General features: G+C 66.9%; 27 protein-coding genes. 17 read left to right on the forward strand and 10 right to left on the reverse strand.

The genetic code is table 11. The features are described from left to right. Positions 1–652: 652 nt before the first annotated feature. Both EDC82_RS13840 and EDC82_RS13845 read right to left on the reverse strand, forming a co-directional pair. Positions 653–1,537, reverse strand: coding sequence for a DNA-processing protein DprA (locus EDC82_RS13840; protein ID WP_074040858.1), 885 nt, complete (start codon positions 1,535–1,537; stop codon positions 653–655). Positions 1,538–1,634: 97 nt separating this feature from the next. Continuing rightward, a complete protein-coding gene (locus EDC82_RS13845) occupies positions 1,635–3,287 on the reverse strand; it encodes a ParB N-terminal domain-containing protein (protein ID WP_074040859.1) in 1,653 nt (550 codons plus the stop codon). A gap of 619 nt (positions 3,288–3,906) precedes the next feature. Here EDC82_RS13845 and EDC82_RS13850 point away from each other — a divergent pair. The 4 genes from EDC82_RS13850 to argS all read left to right on the forward strand — a co-directional run bounded on the left by EDC82_RS13850 (position 3,907) and on the right by argS (position 8,367). Further along, complete coding sequence (locus EDC82_RS13850; protein WP_235006247.1) at positions 3,907–4,941, forward strand: ArdC-like ssDNA-binding domain-containing protein; 1,035 nt, start codon at positions 3,907–3,909, stop codon at positions 4,939–4,941. Positions 4,942–4,961: 20 nt separating this feature from the next. Next, positions 4,962–5,690 carry a DUF2637 domain-containing protein gene (locus EDC82_RS13855; RefSeq protein WP_131941896.1) on the forward strand — a complete coding sequence of 243 codons (729 nt, stop codon included), beginning with the start codon at positions 4,962–4,964 and terminating at the stop codon, positions 5,688–5,690. After that, a complete protein-coding gene (locus tag EDC82_RS13860) occupies positions 5,687–6,121 on the forward strand; it encodes a hypothetical protein (RefSeq protein ID WP_074040861.1) in 435 nt (144 codons plus the stop codon). Before EDC82_RS13855 ends, EDC82_RS13860 begins: the two co-directional genes overlap by 4 nt. A gap of 569 nt (positions 6,122–6,690) precedes the next feature. Beyond that, positions 6,691–8,367, forward strand: coding sequence for an arginine--tRNA ligase (gene argS, locus EDC82_RS13870; protein ID WP_074040890.1), 1,677 nt, complete (start codon positions 6,691–6,693; stop codon positions 8,365–8,367). Between the two features lie 91 nt (positions 8,368–8,458). Here argS and EDC82_RS13875 read toward each other — a convergent pair whose 3' ends face one another. Beyond that, complete coding sequence (locus EDC82_RS13875) at positions 8,459–9,292, reverse strand: SDR family NAD(P)-dependent oxidoreductase (protein WP_074040862.1); 834 nt, start codon at positions 9,290–9,292, stop codon at positions 8,459–8,461. 141 nt (positions 9,293–9,433) lie between these two features. Here EDC82_RS13875 and EDC82_RS13880 point away from each other — a divergent pair, with 141 nt between their 5' ends. The 6 genes from EDC82_RS13880 (at position 9,434) to EDC82_RS13905 (ending at position 13,904) form a co-directional block, all read left to right on the forward strand. Beyond that, positions 9,434–9,991 carry a TetR family transcriptional regulator gene (locus EDC82_RS13880; RefSeq protein ID WP_074040863.1) on the forward strand — a complete coding sequence of 186 codons (558 nt, stop codon included), beginning with the start codon at positions 9,434–9,436 and terminating at the stop codon, positions 9,989–9,991. 198 nt (positions 9,992–10,189) lie between these two features. After that, positions 10,190–10,744: a TetR/AcrR family transcriptional regulator gene (locus EDC82_RS13885; RefSeq protein WP_200829338.1), complete on the forward strand. Its 555-nt coding sequence runs from the start codon at positions 10,190–10,192 to the stop codon at positions 10,742–10,744. Continuing rightward, positions 10,744–11,727, forward strand: coding sequence for an MDR family oxidoreductase (locus tag EDC82_RS13890; protein WP_074040892.1), 984 nt, complete (start codon positions 10,744–10,746; stop codon positions 11,725–11,727). Before EDC82_RS13885 ends, EDC82_RS13890 begins: the two co-directional genes overlap by 1 nt. A 36-nt stretch (positions 11,728–11,763) precedes the next feature. Further along, on the forward strand, positions 11,764–12,405 hold the full coding sequence (locus EDC82_RS13895) for an SDR family oxidoreductase (RefSeq protein WP_074040865.1): 642 nt from the start codon (positions 11,764–11,766) through the stop codon (positions 12,403–12,405). 12 nt (positions 12,406–12,417) lie between these two features. Beyond that, positions 12,418–13,371: a TIGR03571 family LLM class oxidoreductase gene (locus EDC82_RS13900; protein ID WP_074040866.1), complete on the forward strand. Its 954-nt coding sequence runs from the start codon at positions 12,418–12,420 to the stop codon at positions 13,369–13,371. 47 nt (positions 13,372–13,418) lie between these two features. Then, entirely contained in the window at positions 13,419–13,904 is a 486-nt protein-coding gene (locus EDC82_RS13905; protein WP_074040867.1) for a Dps family protein, read from the forward strand. A 79-nt stretch (positions 13,905–13,983) separates the two neighbouring features. Here EDC82_RS13905 and EDC82_RS13910 read toward each other — a convergent pair whose 3' ends face one another. Next, entirely contained in the window at positions 13,984–14,394 is a 411-nt protein-coding gene (locus EDC82_RS13910; RefSeq protein ID WP_074040868.1) for a RidA family protein, read from the reverse strand. Between the two features lie 76 nt (positions 14,395–14,470). Here EDC82_RS13910 and EDC82_RS13915 point away from each other — a divergent pair, with 76 nt between their 5' ends. Continuing rightward, the gene (locus EDC82_RS13915; protein WP_074040869.1) at positions 14,471–14,845 is read left to right on the forward strand and encodes a helix-turn-helix domain-containing protein; all 375 of its coding nucleotides are present in this window, start codon (positions 14,471–14,473) and stop codon (positions 14,843–14,845) included. A 43-nt stretch (positions 14,846–14,888) separates the two neighbouring features. Here the strand turns inward: EDC82_RS13915 and EDC82_RS13920 are convergent, their stop codons facing one another. Genes EDC82_RS13920 through modA form a run of 4 tightly spaced genes read right to left on the reverse strand, consistent with a single transcriptional unit; the run spans position 14,889 to position 17,745 of the window. Next, the gene (locus tag EDC82_RS13920; protein ID WP_074040870.1) at positions 14,889–15,464 is read right to left on the reverse strand and encodes a hypothetical protein; all 576 of its coding nucleotides are present in this window, start codon (positions 15,462–15,464) and stop codon (positions 14,889–14,891) included. Further along, positions 15,448–16,176, reverse strand: coding sequence for an ABC transporter ATP-binding protein (locus EDC82_RS13925; protein ID WP_160126272.1), 729 nt, complete (start codon positions 16,174–16,176; stop codon positions 15,448–15,450). Before EDC82_RS13925 ends, EDC82_RS13920 begins: the two co-directional genes overlap by 17 nt. Next, a complete protein-coding gene (locus EDC82_RS13930; protein ID WP_200829310.1) occupies positions 16,173–16,979 on the reverse strand; it encodes an ABC transporter permease in 807 nt (268 codons plus the stop codon). The genes EDC82_RS13925 and EDC82_RS13930 overlap by 4 nt, the downstream gene beginning before the upstream one ends. Continuing rightward, the gene (modA, locus tag EDC82_RS13935) at positions 16,957–17,745 is read right to left on the reverse strand and encodes a molybdate ABC transporter substrate-binding protein (protein WP_074040873.1); all 789 of its coding nucleotides are present in this window, start codon (positions 17,743–17,745) and stop codon (positions 16,957–16,959) included. Before modA ends, EDC82_RS13930 begins: the two co-directional genes overlap by 23 nt. A 173-nt stretch (positions 17,746–17,918) precedes the next feature. Here modA and EDC82_RS13940 point away from each other — a divergent pair, with 173 nt between their 5' ends. From EDC82_RS13940 to EDC82_RS15095, 6 genes are all read left to right on the forward strand, one after another. Continuing rightward, a complete protein-coding gene (locus tag EDC82_RS13940; RefSeq protein ID WP_074040874.1) occupies positions 17,919–19,007 on the forward strand; it encodes a ThiF family adenylyltransferase in 1,089 nt (362 codons plus the stop codon). Between the two features lies 1 nt (position 19,008). After that, positions 19,009–20,199, forward strand: coding sequence for a gephyrin-like molybdotransferase Glp (gene glp / locus EDC82_RS13945; RefSeq protein ID WP_074040875.1), 1,191 nt, complete (start codon positions 19,009–19,011; stop codon positions 20,197–20,199). Next, entirely contained in the window at positions 20,196–21,152 is a 957-nt protein-coding gene (moaCB, locus tag EDC82_RS13950) for a bifunctional molybdenum cofactor biosynthesis protein MoaC/MoaB (RefSeq protein ID WP_074040876.1), read from the forward strand. The genes glp and moaCB overlap by 4 nt, the downstream gene beginning before the upstream one ends. Further along, positions 21,145–21,558, forward strand: a complete 414-nt coding sequence (locus EDC82_RS13955) for a molybdenum cofactor biosynthesis protein MoaE (RefSeq protein ID WP_074040893.1) — start codon at positions 21,145–21,147, stop codon at positions 21,556–21,558. The genes moaCB and EDC82_RS13955 overlap by 8 nt, the downstream gene beginning before the upstream one ends. Before the next feature lie 136 nt (positions 21,559–21,694). Further along, entirely contained in the window at positions 21,695–22,198 is a 504-nt protein-coding gene (locus EDC82_RS13960; protein ID WP_074040877.1) for a peroxiredoxin, read from the forward strand. Between the two features lie 124 nt (positions 22,199–22,322). Continuing rightward, positions 22,323–22,835 (forward strand): hypothetical protein, encoded by a 513-nt coding sequence (locus tag EDC82_RS15095; RefSeq protein ID WP_131941899.1) that lies wholly within the window; start codon positions 22,323–22,325, stop codon positions 22,833–22,835. 125 nt (positions 22,836–22,960) lie between these two features. Here EDC82_RS15095 and EDC82_RS13970 read toward each other — a convergent pair whose 3' ends face one another. Both EDC82_RS13970 and moaA read right to left on the reverse strand, forming a co-directional pair. Further along, on the reverse strand, positions 22,961–23,197 hold the full coding sequence (locus EDC82_RS13970; protein WP_074040879.1) for a MoaD/ThiS family protein: 237 nt from the start codon (positions 23,195–23,197) through the stop codon (positions 22,961–22,963). Between the two features lie 2 nt (positions 23,198–23,199). After that, complete coding sequence (gene moaA / locus EDC82_RS13975; protein WP_074040880.1) at positions 23,200–24,258, reverse strand: GTP 3',8-cyclase MoaA; 1,059 nt, start codon at positions 24,256–24,258, stop codon at positions 23,200–23,202. Between the last annotated feature and the right edge of the window lie 117 nt (positions 24,259–24,375).

The raw sequence follows: 24,375 nt of genomic DNA on the forward strand, positions 1-24,375 counted from the left end.
GTGCAGCACGCTTGGAGCTGCCGGGGCCTTTGCTGTGTGCAACATGCTGCGGGGGCTTCGTGTTGCGGGTGTGATGTGCGGGCTGTTGTGCGCGTGCGTGTTGCGGAGCACGTTCGCCTCGCCATCGCGTATGGCGGGCGCGGTGCCGGGGTGTTTCGGCTCCGGTCGCCGTTGTCGGCGGTGTGAGCGCCGGTGGTGGTGAGGCTCGATCCCTGTTCGGCCGTAGCGCGAGCTGTGGAGTTGCGCGCGTGGTGATTTCTCGGGCCCGGGTCGATGTCTCGGCAAGTTTCAGGCGCGGGCGCGCGTGCGGTGTCGGCTGTTTTATCGAGCGAGAGCGGGATCGCTGCGTAGCGGCGGCGAGGTCGCATCGACGCGGGCGCGGAAGAGGCTTCTGCCGCAATAATGCTCGATCGGCGTGTAAATGCAAGACGTGTATCCGACTGTGAGAAGAGCGGGTGCGGAGCGTGGTGGAGGAGGTCCGCGGGGCCGGTTTCGGGTCGAGCGGAGGCGGAGCTGGCGCCGGGTGCTGGGTGCGTGGGCTGGTCATGGTGCTGGCGGCGAGGGTCGGGCGCAGGGTGCGGTGTGAGAGGGGTTCGGGCGGTGCCGACCGTGGCTTGGTAACGCGGTCGGCGCCGTCCGGGGGTGCTGGCGGTTACTCGTCCACGGTGGGGGCGAGGTCGTCGGCGCTGGTGATGAGGCGGGCGATGCCCGCTTGGATGAGGAGGTGGCATCCCGTGCTGGTGGTGCTCGTGATCGGGCCGGGCACTGCTCCCACGGTGCGCGCGAGGCGGTGCGCGGTGTGCGCGACCTGGGGTGCGCCCGAGCGCGCTCCGGCTTCCACGATCACGGTTGCAGCGGCGAGCGCTGCAAGGATGCGGGTGCGTGCAACGAACCGGGAGCGGGTCGGTGCAACACTCGGCGGGGTCTCGGTGAGCACGAGGCCCTGCTCGGTGACCTGATGTAGCAGGCCGGTGTTGCCTGCCGGGTAGGGGCGGTCGATGCCGGATGCGAGGACGACGATGGGGTGTCCGGATGCGGCGAGGGTTGCGCGGGTGGCGACGGCGTCGATCCCGTACGCGCCTCCGGTGATGATGCTGCGCCCGGTACTGGTGAGGTCGTGGGCGAGTTCGGCGGCGGCGTGGTCGCCGTAGCTCGTGGCGGCTCTGGCTCCGGTGATCGTCACGGCTCGGGCGGGGGTGCCGGTGAGGAGGTCGAGGTCTCCGGATGCCCAGAGAGCGACGGGGCGTTCCGTGCCGAGGTCGTCGAGCCCGGTGGGCCATTCCGGGTCCGTGGGGATGAGTACCCGGTGGGTGCCGTCTGCGGCGCTGTCGAGGGCGTCGATCACGGTCTGTTCTGCGATGGCGGGCGGGAGCGTATCGAGGGTGTGCTGGACGACGGCGGGGCCGTTGGTGCCGGTGAGACGGACGGCGGGCGGGTTCGGTTCGCCGGGGATGGTCAGACAGGCCAGCGCGATGCGTGCGTAGCGTTCCTGCTGGTCGGGGTCGGCGGTGATGCGGTCGAGAATCTGGGTGCTCATGATGTCTGCTCCTGTGAGGTCGCGAAACGGAAAGAGGGAGCGGGGCCGGTCACCGACGGCGATGCGATGGCCGGCCCCTGTGGTTATTGACGGCGGGTCAGGCGGCGTCTGCGACCTCGGCCCCAGCGTCGGTCGCGTTGTCCTCGTCTGTGCCGCGTGCCTCGGTGGCGTCGGCGGCGTCCGTCTCGGTGGACGGCTCCTCGTCGTCGGCGGGGTTCTCGAGCGCGGTCACGTCCTCCGGCCCGTTCTCCTCGTCGTCGGCGTCACTGGTTGCCTCGTCCTCGTCCGTGCCGCTCTCCTCGTCGGCGGCATCCGTTTCCTCGGTGGGGGTCGGAGCGTCCTCGCCGGGGGTGGCGCTGTCGGGGTCGGTGATGAGGGTTTCGACGTCGGAGAGGGTGTATCCCCATGCGGCGAGCTGGTCGAGGTACTGGCGGATGGACTCGTTGGGGTTGCGCCAACTGTTCTTGTCGGTTGCCGCTTCCATAGCGCCGAGTGCGACGGCGAGCAGTGCGTGTCCGGCCTTGGTCGGGGTGGCCTGGGTCATCGCGGCGATGGGGTGCGGCTGCCCGTAGTGGCGCTGACCGTCGAGGCCCAGGAGGGTCGCGGCCATGTCGTGCCCGTCGTTTGCGGCGCGGGCGACCTCGTAACGGCTGTCCGCGATCACGGTTGCCGCGAACGCGAGCGCCTGAGAGGGCAGACGCTTCCGGCCGAGCAACTTGGTCACCCATGCGCGGCGCACCTTCTCCGCGCTGACCCATGCCTTGTTGTTCGCGACGACGCGGCGACGTTCGGCCTTCTCCTCCTCGGTCATCGCCCCGGATCGGGTGGTGGGCTGGCTGTGCCGGATGGAGGTCAGGCCGTGCTCACGCCAGTTCACAACGACGTGCGCGACGTCGATGCTCCCCCACCGCTCCCCGATAGCGACGGCGTGCCCGTCCTTCCCGGCGTAGTTCTCCTCGGTGACGCGCTCGCCGTCGGCGGTGAGGAGGTCATGGAAGAACGCCACGTCCTCGTCGCCCCATGCCGGGTAGTCCACGACGATGTATCCGTCTGCTTCGTACTGGGCGCGCAGGGCCGCGATTTCCTCCTTGGTGGCCTTGTCGTCCAGGTGCCGCTGGGCGTAGTGGTCGAACGATTCCGGGTCGCGTGCGGCGATGCTGGTGAGTTCGGCCAGCGCGTCCGGGTCGTCCTCGAACTCGGTGAGTATGAGTGCCTGGTCGAGGGTGAGGGCGTGCTGGGTGACGGCGGTCTTGGCGATGTCGCTTTCGGCGACGGCAAGACCGGTCTTGACGGTGGTGCGCTTGGTGCCGGTCTGCTTGGCGATCGCGGTGACGCTCATCCCGTCCAGCGCCAACTGCCGCCATGCCTCGGCCCGGTCGGTGTCGGTGAGGCCTGCGCGGTGTTCATTGGTGATGTACTGCTGGATGATGCGGATGCGCTTCTCGTCGGAGGCGTCCACGACGTAGACGGGCACGTCCTCGGCGTCTGCCTCGCGGGCGGCGAGGGTGCGGCGCTGGCCGTCGCGGACGATGATGTTTCCGTCCTGGTCGGGGTGAGCGAGGATGGGCACGATCACGCCGTGGAGCTTGATCGAGTTGACGAATGCCCGGTCGAGGTCGACCTGTGAGCGGATGTTGTCCTCCACGACGAGGGCGTGGGGGCTGATCCGGCGAACCTCCGGTCCTTGCACGGCCTCCTGGGCGGGGGTGAGGTCTGCGGCCTGGGTCGGGGTGGTGTCGATGATGGTCATGGCTTTCGGTTCCTTTCCTGAATCCCGGAGGGCCGTCACACCCGGTGGTGTGGCTGTTCCCTCCCTGCCATTGCCTTTCGGCACATGCCGAGAAAAGGGGCCAGGAATGAATGCGCAAGGCCGAAGAGTCAAAAAATCTCCTCCCCCACGCCAGGGGAAGGAGATCTACTATCGGGGAGATTTTTTGCGTGCCTTGCGCAGAAGGGAATGGTCCCGCACAATCAAGCAGCCGAAAGGCAATCCGCAGGATTGCCCAACCAGTGCTGCCACCGCGTCAGCGGTGACCGCCTGACTTTCCGTGCAGAAGCGGCGACAGCGCCAGCCCGCAACTCGGGAGGAATCTGGACACGCGACGGCGAACAGGATGAGCGGCGGAGAGTAGCGAGAGGGCGATGGCGGCTCGGGAGTGCCGGGCACCCGGGATGGTTACTCGCGGGACAGCAGCAGGTTCCCGAGGTCACCTCCAGCACGGACTTGTGGGGTGTGACGCGCGCACCTGTCCTCACGAATAGCCGATCCGAGCGTGGTCGGTGCGGACGTGAAGGCGGTGGTCTGAGTGGCCCGAATGAGACGTTCACCGGCCGAGGTGCAGGCGGCGCGTGAAGCCAAGCTCGACGAGATGGCGGAGAAGCTCGAGACTGCCGTCGCGGGGCTGACGACGGGTGAGGATTGGAAGAGGGCAATCGAGTTCGCGGCCCGGTTCAGATCTCGGAGTTTTCGGAACACACTGCTGATCTACGCCCAGCACACCGACGCATACGAACAGGGACGAGTATCGACGCCGGTGCCGACGTACGTAGCGGGGTTCAACCAGTGGAAACAACTCGACCGGTCGGTCGACAAGGGCCAATCCGGGTACATGATCTACGCCCCGGTGATGGGGCGATTCGCGTCGAAAGATCCCTCCGATCCGATGTCGTGGCGCAGACTGCAAGCCCGGGAGAAACCTGCAGCAGGCGAGGTGGTGCGTTCGAGGATCGTCAACGTGAAGCCCGCCTACGTGTGGGATGTGACGCAGACCAGCGGGTCGGAGATCCCGGAGCGGCCAATGCCGCGGCTGCTCGAAGGAGAGGCGCCGGCCGGGCTGTGGGCGGGGCTCGCCGCCCAGGTCGCGACGGAGGGATTCGAGTTGCAGGACGCGGTGGATGCGACTTCCATCTGGGGAGCGAATGGCGTGACGATCTACGACACGAAGGTTGTCGCAGTTCGCGCGGACATGGACGATGCAGCGCGGGTGAAGACGCTGGCGCACGAACTCGGGCACGTCCGCATGCACGACCCGGCTGAGGCCGTCACCCATCATCGAGGCATCCGAGAGGTAGAAGCGGAGTCGGTGGCGATGATGATCGGCGCGGCGCACGGCATGGACACCAGCGACTACACGATTCCCTACGTCGCGACGTGGGCGCAGTCGGTGGCGGACAAGGAACCGGTGGACGTGGTGCGCGAGACCGGCGAGCGGGTGCGTCGCGTGGCACTGGAAATCCTCGACAAGCTGCCGGATGCGGGCATCGGCGATGGGTACCCGCCCGGGCTTGACCGCACCGGCCCCGACGCTGAACGGGAGACGTCGCGGGCCCGGACGGTGGAGTTGGGTACGGCGACTCCGGTGCGCACGACGGCGACGGTCGACGTCTCCGTGCCGGCGCTGTGACGGGTATGCCGCAGCGTCGGATGGGTGCCTGGGTCGTCGGTGCCTCGATCATCGGCACGGTGCTGCTGGGAGTCGGCGCGTTCTGGCTATCGTTCACCGCGCTCGCGGACCTCGCGTCCCGCGCGGGCACCGCGGTGGGGCTCGCGTGGGTATGGCCGTTGATCGTGGACGGGGTAATCGTCATCGCGACGATGTCGGTGGTCGCCTTGTCACCGTATGGGCGGGCGGCGACCCGGTATCCATGGCTGCTGTTGGCCGGGGCGGCGCTGGTGTCGATCACGGCGAACATCACGCACGCACTGGTCGCCGCTGACGACACCGTGCCCGGCATAGTGGCGGCACTCGTGGCATCGGTGCCACCGATCGTACTGCTTGCGGCCACGCACTTGACCGTGGAGCTGGGCCGCTACCGCCGCGCCGTGCCGACCGTCGGTGAGGATGCCGATGTCGTCCCGGCCACGACCCTGATGCAGGAAGGGAGGTTGGAGCGTACGCCGGTTCGAGCGTTGGCGTCCGGAACAGTGAGCACAGCAGTCACAGCGGAAGACACGCACGCGGCATCATCTACGCCGAGCCGGGCGCCCGCGGATATGGGCGGGCCTGAAGAGGCGATCCGATTGAGCAAGCGGGGTCTGTCGAACCGACAGATCGCGTTCGAGCTCGGTGTCCATCCGACGACCGTCGGACGGTGGCTGAAATCAGTCGAGAAGCGGTCCGAGACCGCAGTGGAGAAAGAGGAGGAATCATGAACACGGCTGACGACGAGCGGTACATCCCGCTGAAGCAGGATGGCAGGGATTCAGTAGTGACTGTGGCGTCTGAACGAACGGCCGGGCCGGAGCATGTGGAGACGGCGCAAAGGGATTCGGACGCGCTGGCTCGCTTGTCGGACCCGGCGTTGGCGGCGCGTCGGGAGCGCATCGCCGCTCAGGTGAAGGATCGTTCGCGGCTGACGTGGATGCCCGCATCGGAACTGATGCGACACAGCAGCCAACGTGCCGCGGACGCGATCAGTCACGGGCAGGAGAGACTGCACCGGGCTGTGCGGGACGCCACGGTAGCCGGTACAAGGAAGGTGGCGCAGGCCGTCGGCGAGCGGGTACGAGAGTTGGGCACGCCCCGCCCCGTCATCGGGCGACCGCAGCAGAGCGAACCTGTGGTGACTCGTCAGAGCATCTGAGCGGCACCGCGTCGGAGACCGACGCCTTGTGCACTGCGCAGCGGAGGGCCAGTCGATCCGGCGGGCGCGTCGAGTTCGCTGATGTGCGGGAGGTCAGACGCGACATACGCAACTTTTGGTCTTTGGGGTCCAGTCTGCGTCTAGGGTGGTCTACAGGGCGGCCCTACGCTGTCCGGCGAGGCCGTGAGGACGGTGGACACATTGAACGTGACTAGCCCGGGCCACGTAACCGGGAATCTGAATTCGCAAAGCAGGCGAAGCCCCAGCGAGCGAAGCAACACGGATGCTCTCACTCGACCACAGCGCGGCGAGCGTTGCAGTGAGCCCCTTTCCACGCTGCTCGACCGGGTGCCAATAGGCTGGACCCGTGTTGTCTACAACGGACGTCCCTACGGACTAGCTCGAACGGAGCACGCAGGCGGACGAAGCGTCAGCATCTACGCCGAGGAACTAGGGGGAAATGATCTAGTCAGCGCCAATGTGTACCGGACTCAGGACGCTGACTGCCTCCGGGCCTGTGAGATGCCTGACGCAAAGGTTCTCGCATTCCTACGCGGGTGGTCCCCGGGGTGACAAAGGGTCTCGCCGCCGCTCTCCTCGCCGTCGTCGCGCCGATCGCCGCGCGGCGATGCCCGGAGAAAGCGCTCGTTCTCAGCGCCACCGACATTGTGCTGGAACGTCCACGGAACCGCGATCATGGTGACTGGGCCAGCAGCATCGCCATGAAGATCGCCAAGCGTCTCGGTGCGGACCCGTACGAGCTGGCGCGGGAGATCGCCGAGGAGCTCGCCTCGGCCGACGGCATCGCGTCGGTCCAGGTGGCGGGACCTGGCTTCATCAACATCCGCGTCGAGGCGGGAGCCGCGGGCGCTCTCGCGAAGACGATCGTCGAGGCGGGCGTCGACTACGGCCGCAACGACACGCAGATCGGCAACACGATCAACCTCGAGTTCGTGAGCGCGAACCCCACGGGCCCGCTGCACATCGGCCACACCCGCTGGGCCGCGCTGGGCGACAGCATCGGCCGGGTGCTGCAGTTCTCGGGCGCGACGCTGGCGCGCGAGTTCTACATCAACGATGCCGGCGTGCAGATGGACCGCTTCGGCGCCTCCGTGCTGGCCGCGATAAAGGGCGAGTCCACGCCCGAGGGCGGTTACCCGGGCGAGTACGTGACGGAGCTCGGTCGTCGCGTGCTCGAGGCGCGTCCGGACATCCTGAGCCTGCCGGCCGACGAGCAGCTCGTCGCCGCGCGCGATGACGCGTACGCGCTGCAGCTGACGGAGATCGAAGGCTCGCTCGCGAAATTCAACGTGCACTTCGACGTGTGGTTCTCGGAGCGCGTGCTGCATGCCGCGGGCGAGGCGGGAGGGCCGGGCCTCGTCGACCGCGCCGTGGACCGGCTGCGCGCGCAGGGCTACGTCTTCGACCGGGACGGCGCGGTGTGGGTGCGCACGACGGACTTCGGCGACGACAAGGATCGCGTCATCCGCCGCTCCAGCGGCGAGTACACCTACTTCGCCGCCGACGCCGCGTACTACCTGAACAAGGGCGACCGGGGGTTCGCGCACAAGATCTACCTGCTCGGCGCCGATCACCACGGCTATGTGCACCGCCTCAAGGCGCTCGCGGGTGCGGTGGGCGAGGACCCCGAGAAGGACGTCGAGATCCTGATCGGCCAGCTCGTCTCGATCGGCGGTGCCAAGCTCTCGAAGCGCGCGGGCAACATCATCGAGCTCGATGACCTGCGCGAGTGGCTCGGCACCGACGCGCTGCGCTACTCGCTCGCGCGCTACCCGGCCGACTCGCCGCTGTCGCTCGACCCCGACCTGCTGCGCAAGCGCACGAACGACAACCCCGTGTTCTACGTGCAGTACGCGCACGCCCGCACGCACAACGTGGCCCGCAACGCCGCCGACGCGGGCGTCGACCGCTCCAAGTTCGCCCCCGAGCTGCTCACGCACGAGACCGAGTCGGCGCTGCTCGGCGCTCTGCAGGAGTTCCCGCGCGTCGTGGCGTTCGCCGCCGAGGTGCGCGAGCCGCACCGCGTTGCCCGCTACCTGGAGGAGCTCGCCGGCCTGTACCACCGCTGGTACGACAACTGCCGCATCACTCCGCTCGGCGATGACCCGATCGAGAGCGTGCACCGCACGCGTCTGTGGCTGAACGACGCCACCGGACAGGTGCTGCGCAACGGCCTCGGCCTGCTGGGTGTTTCGGCGCCCGAGCGGATGTGGCCGACTACCTGAGTGCTTGCGCGGAAGATGCCCGCCCAGAGGGGCCGCCGGGTGATCGATCAGCTCCCTCTGACGTGAGGCCGCGCTCTCCTGCACCCCTCCTCTATCGGGAGTGAAGGAGGCGCTCGCTCGCCGCCCAGAGGTCGCGCGCGAGTGTCTCGTCGTAGGCCTGGCGGTTGGCTCGGCGGACGCGACGCCGTACGAAGTACTCGCCGGATGGGTAGTCGGTTCCGGCTTCAGCGTCTGCGAGCCAGACGAGCGTGTCGGCGCCTTTGTCCGGGGTCTGGAGGATGCGCCGTCCGATCCAGGTCTGGTAGACGAGACGGAGGCCGGCGCCGGCCTCGGTGGAGAAACTGGTCGCGATGTTGCCTGGGTGGAACGCGGCACTGGCCAGGCCGCGGTCTGCGTAGCGGTGGTGCAGTTCCCTGGTGAACAGGATCTGCGCGAGCTTTGCGTTGCCGTACGCGGTAACGGGGCTGTACCGCTTCTGACCGTTCAGGTTCGCGAGGTCGATGCGCCCATAAGCGCGGTTCGCGACGCTCGAGGTGTTGATGACCGAAGCGCGGGATTCGATCAGCCTCTCCATGAGCAGGCTCGTCAAAAGGAATGGTGCGAGATAGTTCACCTGGAAGGTAACTTCATGCCCGTCGATGGTCAGTTGCCGGTTCCTGCCGAACACGCCACCGGCGTTGTTGGCCAGGACATCGATGCGCGGGTGACGTTCGAGGAGCAGGTGCGCAAGCGCGCGCACCTGCTCGAGTTCTGCGAAGTCTGCCACGTGGAACTCCTGCTCGAGCTCTTGCGCAATCCGCTGCGTCTTCTCGCGGCTGCGTCCCACGAGAACGATCCGATGGCCCCGTGCGGAGAGGGCGCGGGCCGCTGCCGCGCCGATGCCGTCACTGGCTCCCGTGATGACGATGACTTTTCGTGTGGGCATCCTGCAGCCCGCCTTCCCGGGACTGTAGTCCCCTACATGACACTGTAGTTTCAGTTTCGGGATGACAGTAGCATGAGTGGCATGCTTGAGGATCCTCGCCCACCTGTTCGACCGACCGCTCGGGCTCTTGCGCGAAGCGCGGTGGCGAACCATGTCGCGGAGACAGCCTTCGAGCTCTTCGCGGACCGCGGATACGAGAGCACGACAGTTGACGACATCTGCATTGCTGCAGGAGTCTCCCGCAGCTCGTTCTTCCGCTACTTCCCGACGAAGGAACAGGCACTGCTCAGGCGAGTAATCGGCTTCGGCGAGGAGATGCGCGAGGCACTGGAGAAGCGCCCCGAGGTTGAGACGCCGTGGACCGCACTGCGCCGTTCGCTCGATCCACTGCTCGCGATCTACAGCACGGACCCCGACCGCGCGATGCGCGTCGCACAGATGCTCACCGGCACGCAGGCTCTCGCCGTGCACCACGCGACAAAGGTCGCGAGTTGGCGCGACACGCTCGGCCCCGAGGTCTCACGCCGACTGGGCAACCAGTCGGACGACCCCCGCGACCCCCGCCCGGGGGCTTTGATCGCCGCGACGTTCGGATATCTCGACGCCGCGATCGCCGCGTGGGCTCAAGGAGACGGAGCCCTGCCACTCGCAGCCGTCCTCGATCACGCCATGGCGGCCATCGGCAGCGATCCCACCTGACGCGCCCCGCCAGCCAGTGGCCGATCCCTGCCCCGATTAGCCGATCTCTGCATGCTCTGCGCTCACTCGTAGATATTTAGAGACGGTCGGTCTAAATTCGCTGTCATGACCGACATCGCAGCTCGACCCCGCCGGGGACGCCCCCCGAAGATCCCTCGCGAGCACGGGGACACGCGCGAGGCGCTGCTGCGTTGCGGCATGGCGGTGCTGACGATGCAGGGCATCAGCGCGACCGGCATCGACACGGTCCTGAAGCGCGTCGGCGTGCCGAAGGGCTCCTTCTACCACTACTTCGACAGCAAGGACGCGTTCGGGTTCGAGGTGCTGCACCGGTATGCGGGCTACTTCGCCCGCAAGCTCGACCGATGGCTGCTCGAAGAGGGCCCATCTCCGCTGGAACGCCTGGCGCGGTTTGTGAACGACGCCAAGGCCGGCATGGTGCGACATGACTTCGAACGAGGTTGCCTGGTCGGCAATCTCGGCCAAGAGGTCTCCACCCTTCCCGAGGGCTACCGTGAAGCGCTCGAAGACGTGCTGCGCGACTGGGAGCGTCGCGTCGCGGCGTGCCTGCGACTGGCCGCAGACGCAGACGAGATCCCGCCCGGCTCCGACTGCGACGAGCTGGCGTCCTTCTTCTGGGTGGGCTGGGAAGGCGCGATCCTTCGCGCCCGCCTGACCCGCGACGTCCGACCGATGGGCGTCTTCTTCGCCGGCTTCCTCGCATCCATCCGTTTCCGTCCCGAGGGAGCATGATGTTCAGCGCAATCTCCATCGCCAAGGCCGACGCCGGATACCAGGCAACGCTGCGCGAACTCGACGACAGCGAGCTACCCGACGGGGACGTCACGGTTCGCGTGTCGTACAGCGGTCTGAACTACAAGGATGCCCTCGCGATCACGGGGAAGGCGCCGGTCGTGCGTCGCTTCCCGATGGTGCCCGGGATCGACCTCGCCGGGGTCGTGGAACACAGCGACAGTCCCTCCTATGCGCCTGGTGACCGGGTGCTGGTGAATGGGTGGGGCATCGGCGAGACGCACTGGGGCGGCCTCGCCCAGCGAGCTCGCGTGAGTGCGGACTGGCTCGTGCCGGTTCCTGATGCGATCTCGGAGCGGCAGGCGATGTCGATCGGCACGGCCGGATACACGGCGATGCTCTCCCTCATGACCCTCGAATCGCATGGCCTCACCACTGATTCGGGTGACGTCCTCGTCACGGGCGCGAACGGTGGGGTCGGCGGGTTCGCGATCGCGCTGCTGGCATGCGGCGGCTACTCGGTCGTCGCGTCGACCGGCCGTCCCGCTGAAGCCGACTACCTGCGCCGCCTCGGCGCTACGACGATCATCGACCGGACAGAGCTATCCGAGCCCGGCCGGCCGCTCGGCAAAGAGCGCTGGGCGGCTGCGATCGACTCCGTCGGCAGCCATACCCTCGCCAATGCCTGTGCCGGGACGAAGGCGGGCGGCGCCGTCGCCGCATGCGGGAACGCACAGGGCATGGATCTACCCGCCACCGTCGCGCCGTTCATTCTACGCGGGGTGCGTCTGCTCGGCATCAACAGCGTCACCCAACCTCACGACAAGCGCGTCGCAGCGTGGAACCGCCTGGCCGCAGAGCTTGACCTGGACCTGCTGCCCGCTATGAGCCGCGAGGTTGGCCTGAGCGAGGCCCTCTCCGTTGCCGATGACCTTCTGGACGGGCGCGTCCGCGGCCGGATCGTCGTCGACGTGAACCGCTGACCATCCCCAAGACCACACAAACGAAAGAAGAAGATCATGACGAAGATCACCGTGCTCGGAGCCGGCGGACGTATCGCAAGACACGCCATCGCCGCACTGCTGGAAGAGCCTGCCAACGAGCTGACCCTGTACCTGCGTCGCCCGGGGAGCCTGGCTGACGTGCCCGCCGACCGCGTCCAGGTGATCGAGGGCGACGTCCTCGATGAAGACCTCCTCACGCGTACCGTCACGGGGCAAGACATCGTGTACGCGAACCTCGGCGGGGGCGACATCGAAGCTCAGGCCCGCGCCGTCGTCGCAGCGCTGACCGCCGCGGGAACGCGACGGTTGATCTGGATATCCACCCTCGGCATCTACGACGAGGTGCCCGGCGAGTACGGCAAGTGGAACCACCGGATGCTCGACGGCGGATACCTGCAGACCTACAGCGCCGCCGCGAAAGTGATCGAGGAGTCCGACCTCGACTACACGATCATCCGTCCCGCCTGGCTGTCAGATGACGACGAGGTCGACTACGAGCTGACCCAGAAGGATGAGCCCTTCCAGGGCACCGAGGTGTCCCGCAAGAGCGTCGGCGCGCTCGTCGCCGAACTCGCCAAGAACCCGGCCGACAGCGTCGGCGCCTCGCTCGGCGTGAACAAGCCCGGCACCGACGGCGACAAGCCCTCCTGGTACTGAACGGACCATGCCATGACCGCTCTAGACTCACTCACCAAGGACGGCTTGTCCCTCGGGATCGAGCTGCCCCTGGACAACGACCTCGCTCGACGAGATGTCTCGGGTCAGGGTCTCTTCCCTGATCTGACCCGGCATCAGGAGAGGGCACAGCTCGCCGACCGGCTCGGATTCCAGGCCCTTTGGCTCCGGGACGTGCCGATGTGGCGACCGCGTGACTTCGGCGATGCCGGACAGATCTTCGACCCCATCCCCTACCTCGGCTACCTCGCCGCATCGACCGAGCGCATATTGCTCGGCACGGCAGGGATTGTGCTCCCGCTGCGGCACCCTGTGACGCTGGCAAAGGAGGCCGCCACCGTCGACGCTCTCTCCGGTGGGCGGCTGCTGCTCGGCCTCGCCTCGGGCGACAGGCCGGGCGAGTACCCGTTCTTCGGAGCCGATTTCGATCGCCGTGGAGAGACCTACCGCGAAGGCGTGCGTGTCATGCGTGAGATCTGGGAGCAGGCGGCGCAGGGCCGGATCGATCAGGACTCGTTCCTGCCCGCCCCTGTGGACGGGACGATTCCACTGATCGGGATCGGTGGCGCGCAGCAGTCCCCGGCGTGGGCGGCCGAGAATCTCGACGCGCACATGACCTACCACCGTGCAGGCCCGCAGATGCGCGCCGTCGCCGCGCAGTGGCGGGCGATATCGCTCAAGCCGTTCATGACGAACCTCTACCTCGACCTCGCTGAGAACCCGGATGCACCCTTCGAGCCCATCCGCCTCGGCGCGCGGGTCGGCACCACCGGTCTCACCGATTACCTCACGGGACTGGCCTCGGCAGGGATCGCGCACATCAACCTGGTGCTGCGGCCGGGACGCAGAGATGTCGAGGACGTCATGGAAGAGATCGGACAAGACGTCATCCCCGCCCTCCGAGCCCGAACCGCATCAGAGCCAGCCGGCGCAGACATCCGATCGTGACCGAGTCCACCGAATCAAGAAACCAACGAGCAGGGAGAACGATTGATATGAGCAGCACAGACACCATCGCCACGACCGCGAGCGACCCGACGGCGGTTGTCGCGACCGCGCAGTTCCTCACGCCCGTCGTGCTCGGCCTTCAGGCACTGACGATCAACGCCAAGCAGGCGCACTGGCACGTGCGCGGCGCGAACTTCGTCGGCGTCCACGAGTTGCTGGACACCATCGCGAGCAACGCGGGCGATTTCGCCGACGCGGCGGCGGAACGCATCGTCGCGCTCGGGCTCCCGCTCGACGCCCGTGTGAGCGCTGTCGCCGAGAAGGGCGCCGTCACAAGCGTCCCGGCGGGATTCGCGAGCTCAGACGACCTCGTGCATGCCGTGATCGCGGACATCGACAGTCTCCTCGCCGATGTCCGCGCAGCGGTCGATGGCCTCGACGGCATCGACCTGACCAGCCAGGACGTCGCGATCGAGATCCAGCGCGGACTCGACAAGGACCGCTGGTTCCTCGTGTCACACGTCGCCGCCTGACCGATGTCCCGAGGGGCGCCTCTCACCGATCCGGTGAGAGGCGCCCCGAGTGTTACGCCGTGCCAGCGAACGAGACGAGCTAGTCGAGAATCGCGGTGACTTCGAGCTCGACGAGAACGTCGGGCTCGAAGAGGTAGTCGACCCCGATGAGGGACGCAGGCGGCAGGGGCTGCGGCAGTTCCAGCTCCTCAGCGACGCGCGCGATCCCGTCCATGAAGGGCGCGATCCTCTCAGGTGCCCAGTCGGTGACGTAGAACGTCATCCGAAGCACATCCTCGAAGGACGCGCCCGCGCCGGTGAGCGCGCGAGCGGTGTTGCGCAGCACCTCCGCGACCTGGCCTGCGAGGTCCCCGGCCGCGAGGGGCTCTCCCTCTGCGCTGCGGGCGACCTGCCCGCTGATGTGCAGATGGCGCGTACCGGTGCCGACGGCGACATGATCGTAGGGCGTGCCGGGCTGAAGGCCGGCAGGGCTGAAGCGTGCAACTGACATGGAAGGTCCTGTTCGTCCGTAGTGGTTTACCATTGATACCTGGTAGGCGAAAGACACTTCAAGGAGACCTGGTTACATGGGCGATACCGCCGTGCGCGAGGACGAGCTGCGTATCGCAGCGCCGCACCGCGAGTTGCTCGACCAGGTGCTCGATAAGTGGTCGCTCAGCGTCCTCAACGAATTGTGCGAACGGCCGTCTCGATTCAACGCTTTACGACGTGCCATACCCGGCGTGACGCAGAAATCCCTCACGGCGACGTTGCGAAGGCTGGAGCGGAACGGTGTCGTGCAACGTCGGGTCATCAGCACACGTCCGGTGTCCGTCGAGTACCGGATCACGACGCTGGGCAAGACGTTACGGGCGCCAGTTGACGCGCTCATCGCCTGGGCGGATGAGCAACTGCCGGCCATCGAACGAGCACGCATAGCCTTCGACGAAGACGAGCAGTAGACGTCAGAACACCTCTCCCATCGAGGCTCGGCAGTAATCCGACTCAGCGATCTGCCGGATCGTCCGGTTCTGCGCCGTCCCTGTCTCTCATCCCGGCGTCAACCATGCCCATCGTCGCATCGAACTGCGTCATGACCAGCGCCGCGGTGCTCGCGAAACCGCATGCGAGAAGGATGAGCAGTGAGGGCACGAAGTCATCCGGTGCGGGCACCCAGCCGCCCAGTGTCCACGGCAGGACCATGGCGATGACGATGCCGAAGCTCGAGGCCCATTCGTTCACTACGAGAGAGCGAGAGGAGCCGGCCCCGCCTCTCGCGAGGATGCGCCGCCCCGTTTCGACGGTCATCGCGACCAAGAGGATGCCGAGGGCGATGAAGCTCAGCGCGCCCCAGAGAGCATCAAGTGACGCGAGCGCGAGCGGGACGAGCAGAGGGATGGAGTACGCCGTGAACACCCAGCGAATCGATGAGCGAAAGTACCGGTCCGCGGCCTCCGATGCCGCCAGCCGACGATGCATCTCCGAGTCGATGTAGAAGAACACGCCCACGATGAACGTGCCGAGCATCGTGCCCGATACTCCGGCCAGCCCCAAGAGGAAGTCGTTATCCGCGTTCGGCATCATCTGCGTCCCTCTTTCCCACGAATCGAGCAGCCCATGCTGTGGCAGGTTTTCGAGTCACGTCGGCGAGAGCTCCTTGCTGCACGATGCGCCCTGCATCGAGGACGACGATCTCGTCGGCAAGCGCATCGACGTCTTCGCGGTCATGAGTGACGAGGATCGTCGGTCCGCCGAACTCACGCAGATGCACGCCGAGGTCGGCACGCACCTCGTCGCGGAACTCCACGTCCAGAGCCGCGAGCGGTTCGTCGAGGAGCAGTGCTTTCGGTTCGGATGCGAGGGCACGAGCCAGCGCTACGCGCTGTGCCTGCCCGCCGGAGAGTGCGCCCGGGTATCTCTCCGCCAGGTCGATCAAGCCGAAGCGGGACAGCCAACGATCTGCGCTGCGCCGGGCCGCGGGCCACCTGCTGCCGCGGGCTCTGGCGGAGAAGGCGACGTTCTCGCGCACCGTCAGGTGCGGGAAGAGGAGCAGGTCTTGGAACATGACGCCGATTCCACGCTGCGCGGCGGGAAGGGATGCCAGGTCCCTGTCTCCGAGCCGCACTGCCCCGTCCACCTCCGTGAAACCCGCGATCGCTGCGAGGATGCTGGTTTTTCCGGCCCCGTTCGGACCGACAACCGCGAGTACACGGCCGGGCTCTGCTCTGAGTTCGATGATCACGTCGAAAGCGGGGCGTCGAATACGTGCGGAGATCGTCAGCTGTGCAGTCATACGGTTCCTGGCAGCCATCGGTCGCGGAGCGCGAGGAGAACGCTCAGCGATACGGCAAGCAGCACGAGGGCGAGTGCGATCGCGGTGTCGGGGTCGGAGTTCATCGCGAGATAGGAAGCAATCGGGAGTGTGCGCGTCACACCCGGGAAGGAGCCCGCGAACGTGATGGTCGCGCCGAACTCGCCAAGCGCGCGGGCGAAGCAGAGCACGGCACCGGCCGCGATCCCGGGTGCCGTCAGCGGTACGGTCACGAGACGAAAGATCTGCCACGGGCTGGCACCCAGCGAAGCAGCCGCAGTCTCGCTGCGACGGTCTGCCGATCGCAGCGCGCCTTCGACGGCGAAAACGAGGAAGGGCATAGCCACGAACGTCTGCGCGAGCACGACGGCGCCGGTGGTGAAAGGGATGGTGACGCCAACCTGCGTGAGCCATTGCCCGAGGAGTCCGCGCCGACCCAGCAGGAGAAGCAAAGCGATGCCGCCGACGACGGGAGGCAGCACCAGCGGGACGGTGATCGCCGCACGCAAGAGGCGCCGCGGCAACACCCGCCAGCGAACGGAACGGCTCAGCAGCACCGCCAGCGGGATACCGAGGACGAGGCTGAGGCCGGTCGACAACGTCGCCGTGAGCAACGACAGCCCCAGAGCCTGCAGAACCTCCTGTCGGACGAACAGCCCGGCGAGATCACCCCAGGGTGCGCGCAGGATCAGTCCGAGCAGCGGCAGAACGAGCAGCGCGAGACCGACTACGCCGAGAGCGAGGACGACCGGCTGCAGCCGTTCACGGGGCCGCGAAGCCGGCATCCTCGAAGACCTGACGTGCCTCATCCGAGCGGAGGAAGTCGATGAATGCCTGCGCGGCGTCCGGGTTCGTCGCCTCGGCGAGAAGGGTGAGCGGGTACTTGTTGATCACCTGCTGCGCCTCGGGCACGTCGATGCCCTCTACGGCACTTCCTGCTGCGACGACGTCGGTCACGTAGACCAGCGCGGCGTCGACCTCACCGAGAGAGACTTTCGTCAGAGCGGCGCGGACATCCTCCTCGAGAGTGTCCGGTTGGGCCTGGACTCCGGATAGGTCGAGCAGCGACTGCGCTGCAGACCCGCACGGCACTGCGGTATCGCACAATGCGATCGTCAGTTCGGGCCGGGCGAAGTCGGCGAGACCGGTGATCCCGGCGGGATTTCCCACGGGAACCGCGATCTGCAGTGTGTTGGTGACCAGCACTCCCGGGTCGACCGCCAAGCCAGCATCAACGACGGACTGCATCGTCGCCTCATTCGCCGAGAAGAACACGTCAGTCGGAGCACCAGAGATGATCTGCTCGGCAAGCGCCGACGACCCGCCGTAGCTAGCGGCGATGTCGACATCCGCGTTCGCATCCTCGAATCTCTCCGCGAGGACGTCCATCACGTCGGTCAAGGACGCGGCGGCCAACACCGTCACCGTTCCGGAGATCATGTCATCATCGCCCGCTCCGGCATCGGACTCATCGTCTATTGCGCCGGGCGATGAGCAGCCGGCGAGCAGAAGGATGGCGGCGAACGCGGCAAGAAGAGAAGGGGCGCGCAAGACAGGAACTCCTCTGGGAATCGGCTGGTCAGGCGAACGAAGTCCGCGACCTGTCTCAACCCTCCCGCAGCCGAGCTCGTGGGAATGGTCTGCGACTGCGGGAGTTTGTCTGCTCCCTGCTGTCTCGACGCTCCCGGCCTCGTCTGCTGGGGCCGGCTCCCTAGCCTGAGGACATGCCAGTCGATCCGCTCTCGCCGATCTTTCAGAGGCAGCGCGTCCTCGCGGAGTTCGGTGTGCCCGCTCAGGAGCGCCTGGCGAGAGCGCATGTGCTCGTGATAGGCGCGGGCGGCTTGGCGAGCACCCTATTGCCGGTCCTTGCTGCTGCCGGCGTCGGCACGCTCACGATCGTCGATGACGACACTGTTGCCGAATCCAATCTGCACCGGCAGACGATGCACACGCCGGGTGACGTCGGCCGCGGCAAAGCTGCCTCGGCCGCCACGAGGCTCGCGGCGCTTGCTCCTGATGCTGAGGTGCGCGCCGTTGATAGGCGTTTCGACGCTGTGACAGCTGAGGATCTGCTGCACGGTGTGGATGTCCTCGTCGATGCCAGCGACAATCCCGCGACGGTGCTGCTGGCAGACCGTGTTGCCGCTGAATGCGGCATCCCGCTGGTGTGGGGATCGGCGCTGGGATACGCCGGTCAGGCCGGAGTGGCGTGGGATGCCAGGGGCACCGATTACCGCGACTTGTTCCCGCACGGCTCCGATTCCGATGCGGACACCTGCGACGTGATCGGCGTGCTGCCGAGCGTCTGCGCCGTCATCGGGGCCTTCATGGCGACCGAGGCGCTCAAGCTGCTCACCGGCATCGGAGACCCGTTGATCGGTCGGGTCGCTGCGTACGACGCCCGCACCGGTCGCACCCGCGAGATCGTCTACCGGCGTGACGAATCCACGCGCGCCGCAGTGCAGACCGCGACGCCCGCTCCGCAGCCCTCGGATCAGAATGATGTCTCCCCCGAAGAACTGCGCGACCTGCTCATGACGTCCGAACCGCCGCTGCTCGTCGATGTGCGAGAACCGTGGGAAGCCGAGATCACGTCGATCCCGGGGAGCGTGCTGATCCCCCTGGGCGAGCTTGCCAGTCGGACTCGAGAACTCGGCACCGGTAATCCGGTGGTGCTGTACTGTCACCGCGGCGGACGCTCGCGTCAGGCGCTCGATCTGCTTCTCCAACTCGGATTCTCTGATGTGCGGCATCTCACCGGAGGAGTCGACGCCTGGGCAGTCCGCGTCGATCCCACGGCGAGCAGGTATTGACATGCTCCGCACACCGGTCGCCGCACACACAGCCCGAGTCCGCGCGCTCCTGAGCGCCGTGAGTCAGCGCACCGTCGAGCAGGTCGCCCTGACTCGTGCACTGGATCGGGTGCTCGCCCACCCCGTACGGACTCCGATAGCTCTGCCCCCGTTCCGGAACTCACAGATGGACGGCTTCGCCGTCCGTGTGACCGACCTTGCGCGGACACCACGCAGTCTGCCGCTGCGGGGTGAGATCCCCGCCGCCCCCGGAACACCTGCGCCGCTTGACCCCGGCCATGCCGTCCGGGTCATGACCGGTGCGCCGATCCCGGACGATGCCGACGCGGTCGTCCCTGTCGAACATGCCACCGTCCACGACGCGACAGTGACGTTCACGCGGAAACCGGACGCCGGAGAGTTCGTACGAGAAGCCGGCTCTGACCTCGCCGCCGGTGATCCTCTACTGCCTTCCGGCCTCCGGCTCGCTCCCCGCCACCTCGCGGCACTCGCAGCCGCCGGACTGGACTCCATCCCCGTTCGCTCGCAAGTTCGTGTCGCGGTGATCTCGACAGGAAGCGAACTGGCCACCCCCGGTGAACCTCTGGCTCCCGGCCAGATCTACGACGCCAACGGCCCCGCGCTCGCCGCAGCGGTGCGGTCCGCCGGTGCCTTCCTGGCCGATGAGCATCGTGTCGTCGACGACACGGCCGCCTTCGCGCGCGCCCTGGACGCCTCGTACGCGGCGGGAGCCGAGATCGTGCTCACCAGCGGAGGCATCTCGGCAGGCAGCTACGAAGTTGTGAGGGAGTTCCTGGAGCCCCTCGGGGCACACATCGATACCCTCGCAATGCAGCCCGGAGGCCCGCAGGCCACCGCCCTCTACAAAGACGTTCCCGTGGTGTGCTTCCCCGGCAACCCCGTGTCCGCGCAGCTGTCATTCATGCTCTTCATCGAGCCGATCCTCCGCGAGACAGCAGGCTTGCCTGCACGCCGACCCGAGCCACGGACCCTGGCCGAACCTCTCACCTCTGTCACCGGCAAACGGCAGTTCCGCCGCGGCGTGGCGTTGCCTGAAGGCCGGGTCGCACCGCTGGGCGGAGCCTCCTCGCACCTTGTCGCCGCCATGGCGGCATCCGACGTGCTCATCGATGTCCCGATCGATGCCGTCACCCTCGACATCGGGACACGCGTGGAGACCTGGAATCTATGAACGAACTGCCGCACCTCGACGATCAAGGCCGGTCGCGGATGATCGACATCGGCGGGAAGGCGATCACTCGTCGCACGGCGATCGCGACCGGCCGTCTCGACACGACACCGGCAGTGCTGGAGCTGCTCGCCACCAACCAACTAAGCAAAGCAGACGCGCTCCCGACAGCGCGGATCGCGGGCATCCAGGGCGCCAAACGCACCAGCGAGCTCGTGCCCCTCGCGCACACGCTGCCCCTGGAGTCCGTCACCGTCGATTTCGAGCTCAGCACCTCATCGGTGCAGATTCGGGCCGCGGTCGCAGCTACGGCGAAGACCGGCGCCGAGATGGAAGCCCTCACCGCTGTCGCCGTCGCCGGTCTCGCCCTGCACGACATGATCAAATCCGTCGATCCGGCCGCAGTACTCGGAGACATCCGCCTCATCGAGAAGACCGGGGGCAAGCGCGGGCATTGGGTTGCAGACGCACCTGAGCCCACAGAGCGCGGACACGCGGTCGTGATCGTCTCGTCCACGAGCACCGCGGCCGGATCGCGCGATGACCTCACCGGGCCGGCGATCTCAGGTTGGCTTCGCGACCGCGGGTATGAGGCAGACGAACCCGTGGTCGTCGCTGACGCGGATATCCATCGGGCGCTCGCGGATGCTCTCACCCGCGAGCCGGCATTGATCATCACGACCGGCGGCACCGGTGTGCATCCCGAGGACCGCACGCCCGAGGCAACGAGCGCGGTGATCCAGAGAGCACTTCCCGGCGTCGCCGAGGCCATTCGGGCAGCGGGCCGTACGACGACTCCGACAGCCTCGCTCAGCAGAGCGCTTGCGGGGATCGCCGGACGCACAATCGTCATCAATCTGCCCGGATCGCCACGCGGCGTACAAGACGGCCTCCTCGCGCTGGAACCGCTCCTGCCGCACCTGCACGACCAGCTGGCCGGTGGCGGACATGCCTGAGCCGATCGGTTCCGTCACCACCGCACCACTGGACAAGACGTGGCTGGAGACACGGATACGCAGCAGGAAGAACGGGGCGGTGGTCACCTTCGAAGGCATCGTGCGCGACCATGACCACGGAGAGGATGTCGGGTCTCTCGACTACGAGGCGCACCCCGACGCAGAACGAGTCCTCATCGACGTGTGCGCGAGGATCGCGCAAGCCACGAACTGCGATGTCGTCGCCGCTCACCGCATCGGGCACCTCGAGATCGGCGACGTCGCACTGGTCGCGGTCGTCGCCGCTCCACACCGGGCGGAGGCCTTCGCCGCGTGCGGGAAGCTCGTCGACGCGATCAAGGCAGAGGTTCCGATCTGGAAGCACCAGCACTTCACCGACGGCAGATCGGAGTGGGTGGGGTTGTAGATACGCAAGAAGCACTCAAGCGCGAAACGCTGAAGACGCAATCACCGACGAAAAGAGGCCGCCAGATGACCGGCATTGAGATTGAACCAGACAGCTTCCATGGCAACGGACTGGCCCCGTCAGGAGTCGTCCGCTGATGTCATTGCTGCGTGGCGGTGATGCGTTCCCCCCTCTTGAACTGGTCGAGGTGGGAGGACCACGCCGAACGATCCCTGCCGAATTCGCCGGGCAGTACAGCGTGGTCCTCTTCTCACGCGGGGCAAGCTGCAGGTCCTGCGTAGAGCAGCTGCGTGCGTTCCAGCGCGGCCTACGGCGCCTGTCCGCCGTGGATATCGCCGTCGTCGCGCTGACTGCGGACGAGGAGCCAATGATCACGGAGCTCGTGTCGCGCTATGGCCTGACCTTTCCGATCGGACACAGCACCGATGTGGGGCAGATCGCCGCCACGACCGGAGCGTTCGTCACCATGGACCCGCCCCAGCTGCAGACAACCGGATTCGTGCTGGATCCCGACGGGAAGGTCGTGATCAGCGTGTACTCCTGTGGAACGTTAGGACAGCTCCTTCCCGACGACGTCCTCGAACTCGTCCGGGAGTTGCCCCAGCATGCGGATGCGACTCGGCAAGAGGCGGAGAGATGAAACCGATCGATGGCGTCTCGAGAGCGCGAACGCAACCCACAGCGAGCGCCGACGGCAAGGATGAGCGTGGCCAGAACGGCATTCCAGAGCGCCCCCTCTTGACCATTCCACGGCAGGAGTGACGATGGCCACGTCTCCCAACGCCTCAGGTGCCGCTGGTACCGCCGTCTGGGAGGAGCTCGCTCAGGAGGTGCTTCACAGAAACCCACGCGGCCGAATACTCGTCGCCATCGACGGCGTGGACGCTGCAGCCCGCACGCACTTCGCCAACACGCTAGCGGCAGCGCTGCGCGCAGTGGGACGTAACGCGACTCGTCTCACCGCAGCACCGTTCACGGACGACGATACGGTCCGAACCATGCTGCGCATGTTCCGCCTCAACGGACCTGAGAGCGGGTTCACTGACGCGTCTGAGCACACGGTGCTGATTGTCGACGGCTGGTCGCTGCTGCGCTCCAGTCTGCGTTCGGCGTGGCACTTCACCGTCTTCCTCGACGGCGGCGGGCCGGCCCATCCAGACACCCGTGAACGGCATCTGCGCTACATGCGCGAGGACACTCCACGCGAAGCGTCCGATGCCGTGTACGACGTGAGCGACGGTATGCATCCCCAGCGCTTGTACTTCGACTCCTGCTGACGCGAGGATCGGGGCAATACGGCACGATCGTCTCACGCAGAAAGATGACGGCGCACGAGACGAACGCGGTCCTCGATACGCGGAAGCCTCGCTATGGATCGAGTCTCAACCGTCCACCGTATCGCTCAGCCGCCGGAGAACGGGGGCAGCACGTCCACCTGCGCGGAGACCGGTCGCGCGGGATCGCGTGAGGCGATGCCGTCGACGAGGAATGTCCCCTTTGCGACGACCGCTTCGAGTGCCGGGTGAGCTGTGAGGAGCGCGTCCTTCGCCTCTCCGAGGGACCTCGCCTCGACGTGTTCTTCTTCGCAGCCGGCCGCTTCAGCGGCGGCTGCGAAGTATCGGACGAGTATGCACGGCATCGTCAGCCTCCGATCGCTCCCATAGAACGGGCCGGTCGACGGAAGCTCTTCTCATCCATCCCGTGCCCAGCCTGTTTATCCCACATCGTCGCCCGCCACGCGTCGGCGATGGCGGCATCGTCTGCTCCACTGCGCAGCATCGTGCGCAGGTCCGTCTCGTCGTCACCGAATAGACATGAACGTACCGAGCCTTCGGCTGTCAGCCGTGTACGGTCGCACGCTTCGCAGAAGCTGCGCGTCACGGATCCGATGATGCCGACGGTCGCCGGGCCACCCTCGACGAGCCACTCCTCTGCAGGAGCGGACGGGTCTTCACGGCCGGCCGGGGTCAGTCGATAACGGCGTCCGAGCACGGAGAGAAGCTCTTCGGCGGAGACGAGGTGGTCTCTGCGCCAGGTCTGATCAGCATCCAGCGGCATCTGTTCGATGAACCGCAACCGCACACCGTTGGCAAGCGCCCACGCCAGCAGGTCGGGAGCATCCGCGAGGGTCTCGCGCAGCGCCACCGCGTTGATCTTGATCGGGCTGAGCCCTGCGTGCTGTGCCGACTCGATCCCCCTGAGCACGGCTGGCAGGCGATCGCGTCGGGTGACGGCGGCGAAATGCTCGCGGTCGATCGTGTCCAGCGACACGTTGATCCGCGTCAGTCCGGCCTCCACAAGCTGCGGCGCCTTGCGATCGAGGCCGATCCCATTGGTCGTCATCGACACGGGCACGCCCGGCACGACTGTGGTCGTCCGGCGCACGATCTCGACCAGATCCGGTCGCGTAAGCGGCTCGCCGCCGGTGAAACGCACCTCGCGTACTCCGAGATCGTGGACGGCTATTGTGACCAGGCGCGCGATCTCTTCCGGAGTCAGCAACTCCCCGCGAGGGACTACGGGCAGGCCTTCCGCCGGCATGCAGTATGTGCAACGCAGTGAGCAGGCGCTGGTGATCGATACACGCAGGTCTCGCGCGATGCGCCCGAACCTGTCTACGAGAAGAGGTGTCTCGGGTCGGCCGATCGTTGAGCGCGCGCGATTGCGAACGGTCGGCATGCCGAGCGCAACAGGGCACATGGTCACAGACTTCTTCTCGATGTTTGCGGGAACCGAGGCCGCCTAGTGGGGCGTCCTGTTCCACAGTGTGGTCGGCGCAATCGCCTGTTTTCACCCCTGGGCTCATCACCTGCAGTC

Source organism: Dermacoccus sp. SAI-028, assembly GCF_004346775.1.
GTDB classification, from domain to species: Bacteria; Actinomycetota; Actinomycetes; order Actinomycetales; family Dermatophilaceae; genus Dermacoccus; species Dermacoccus nishinomiyaensis.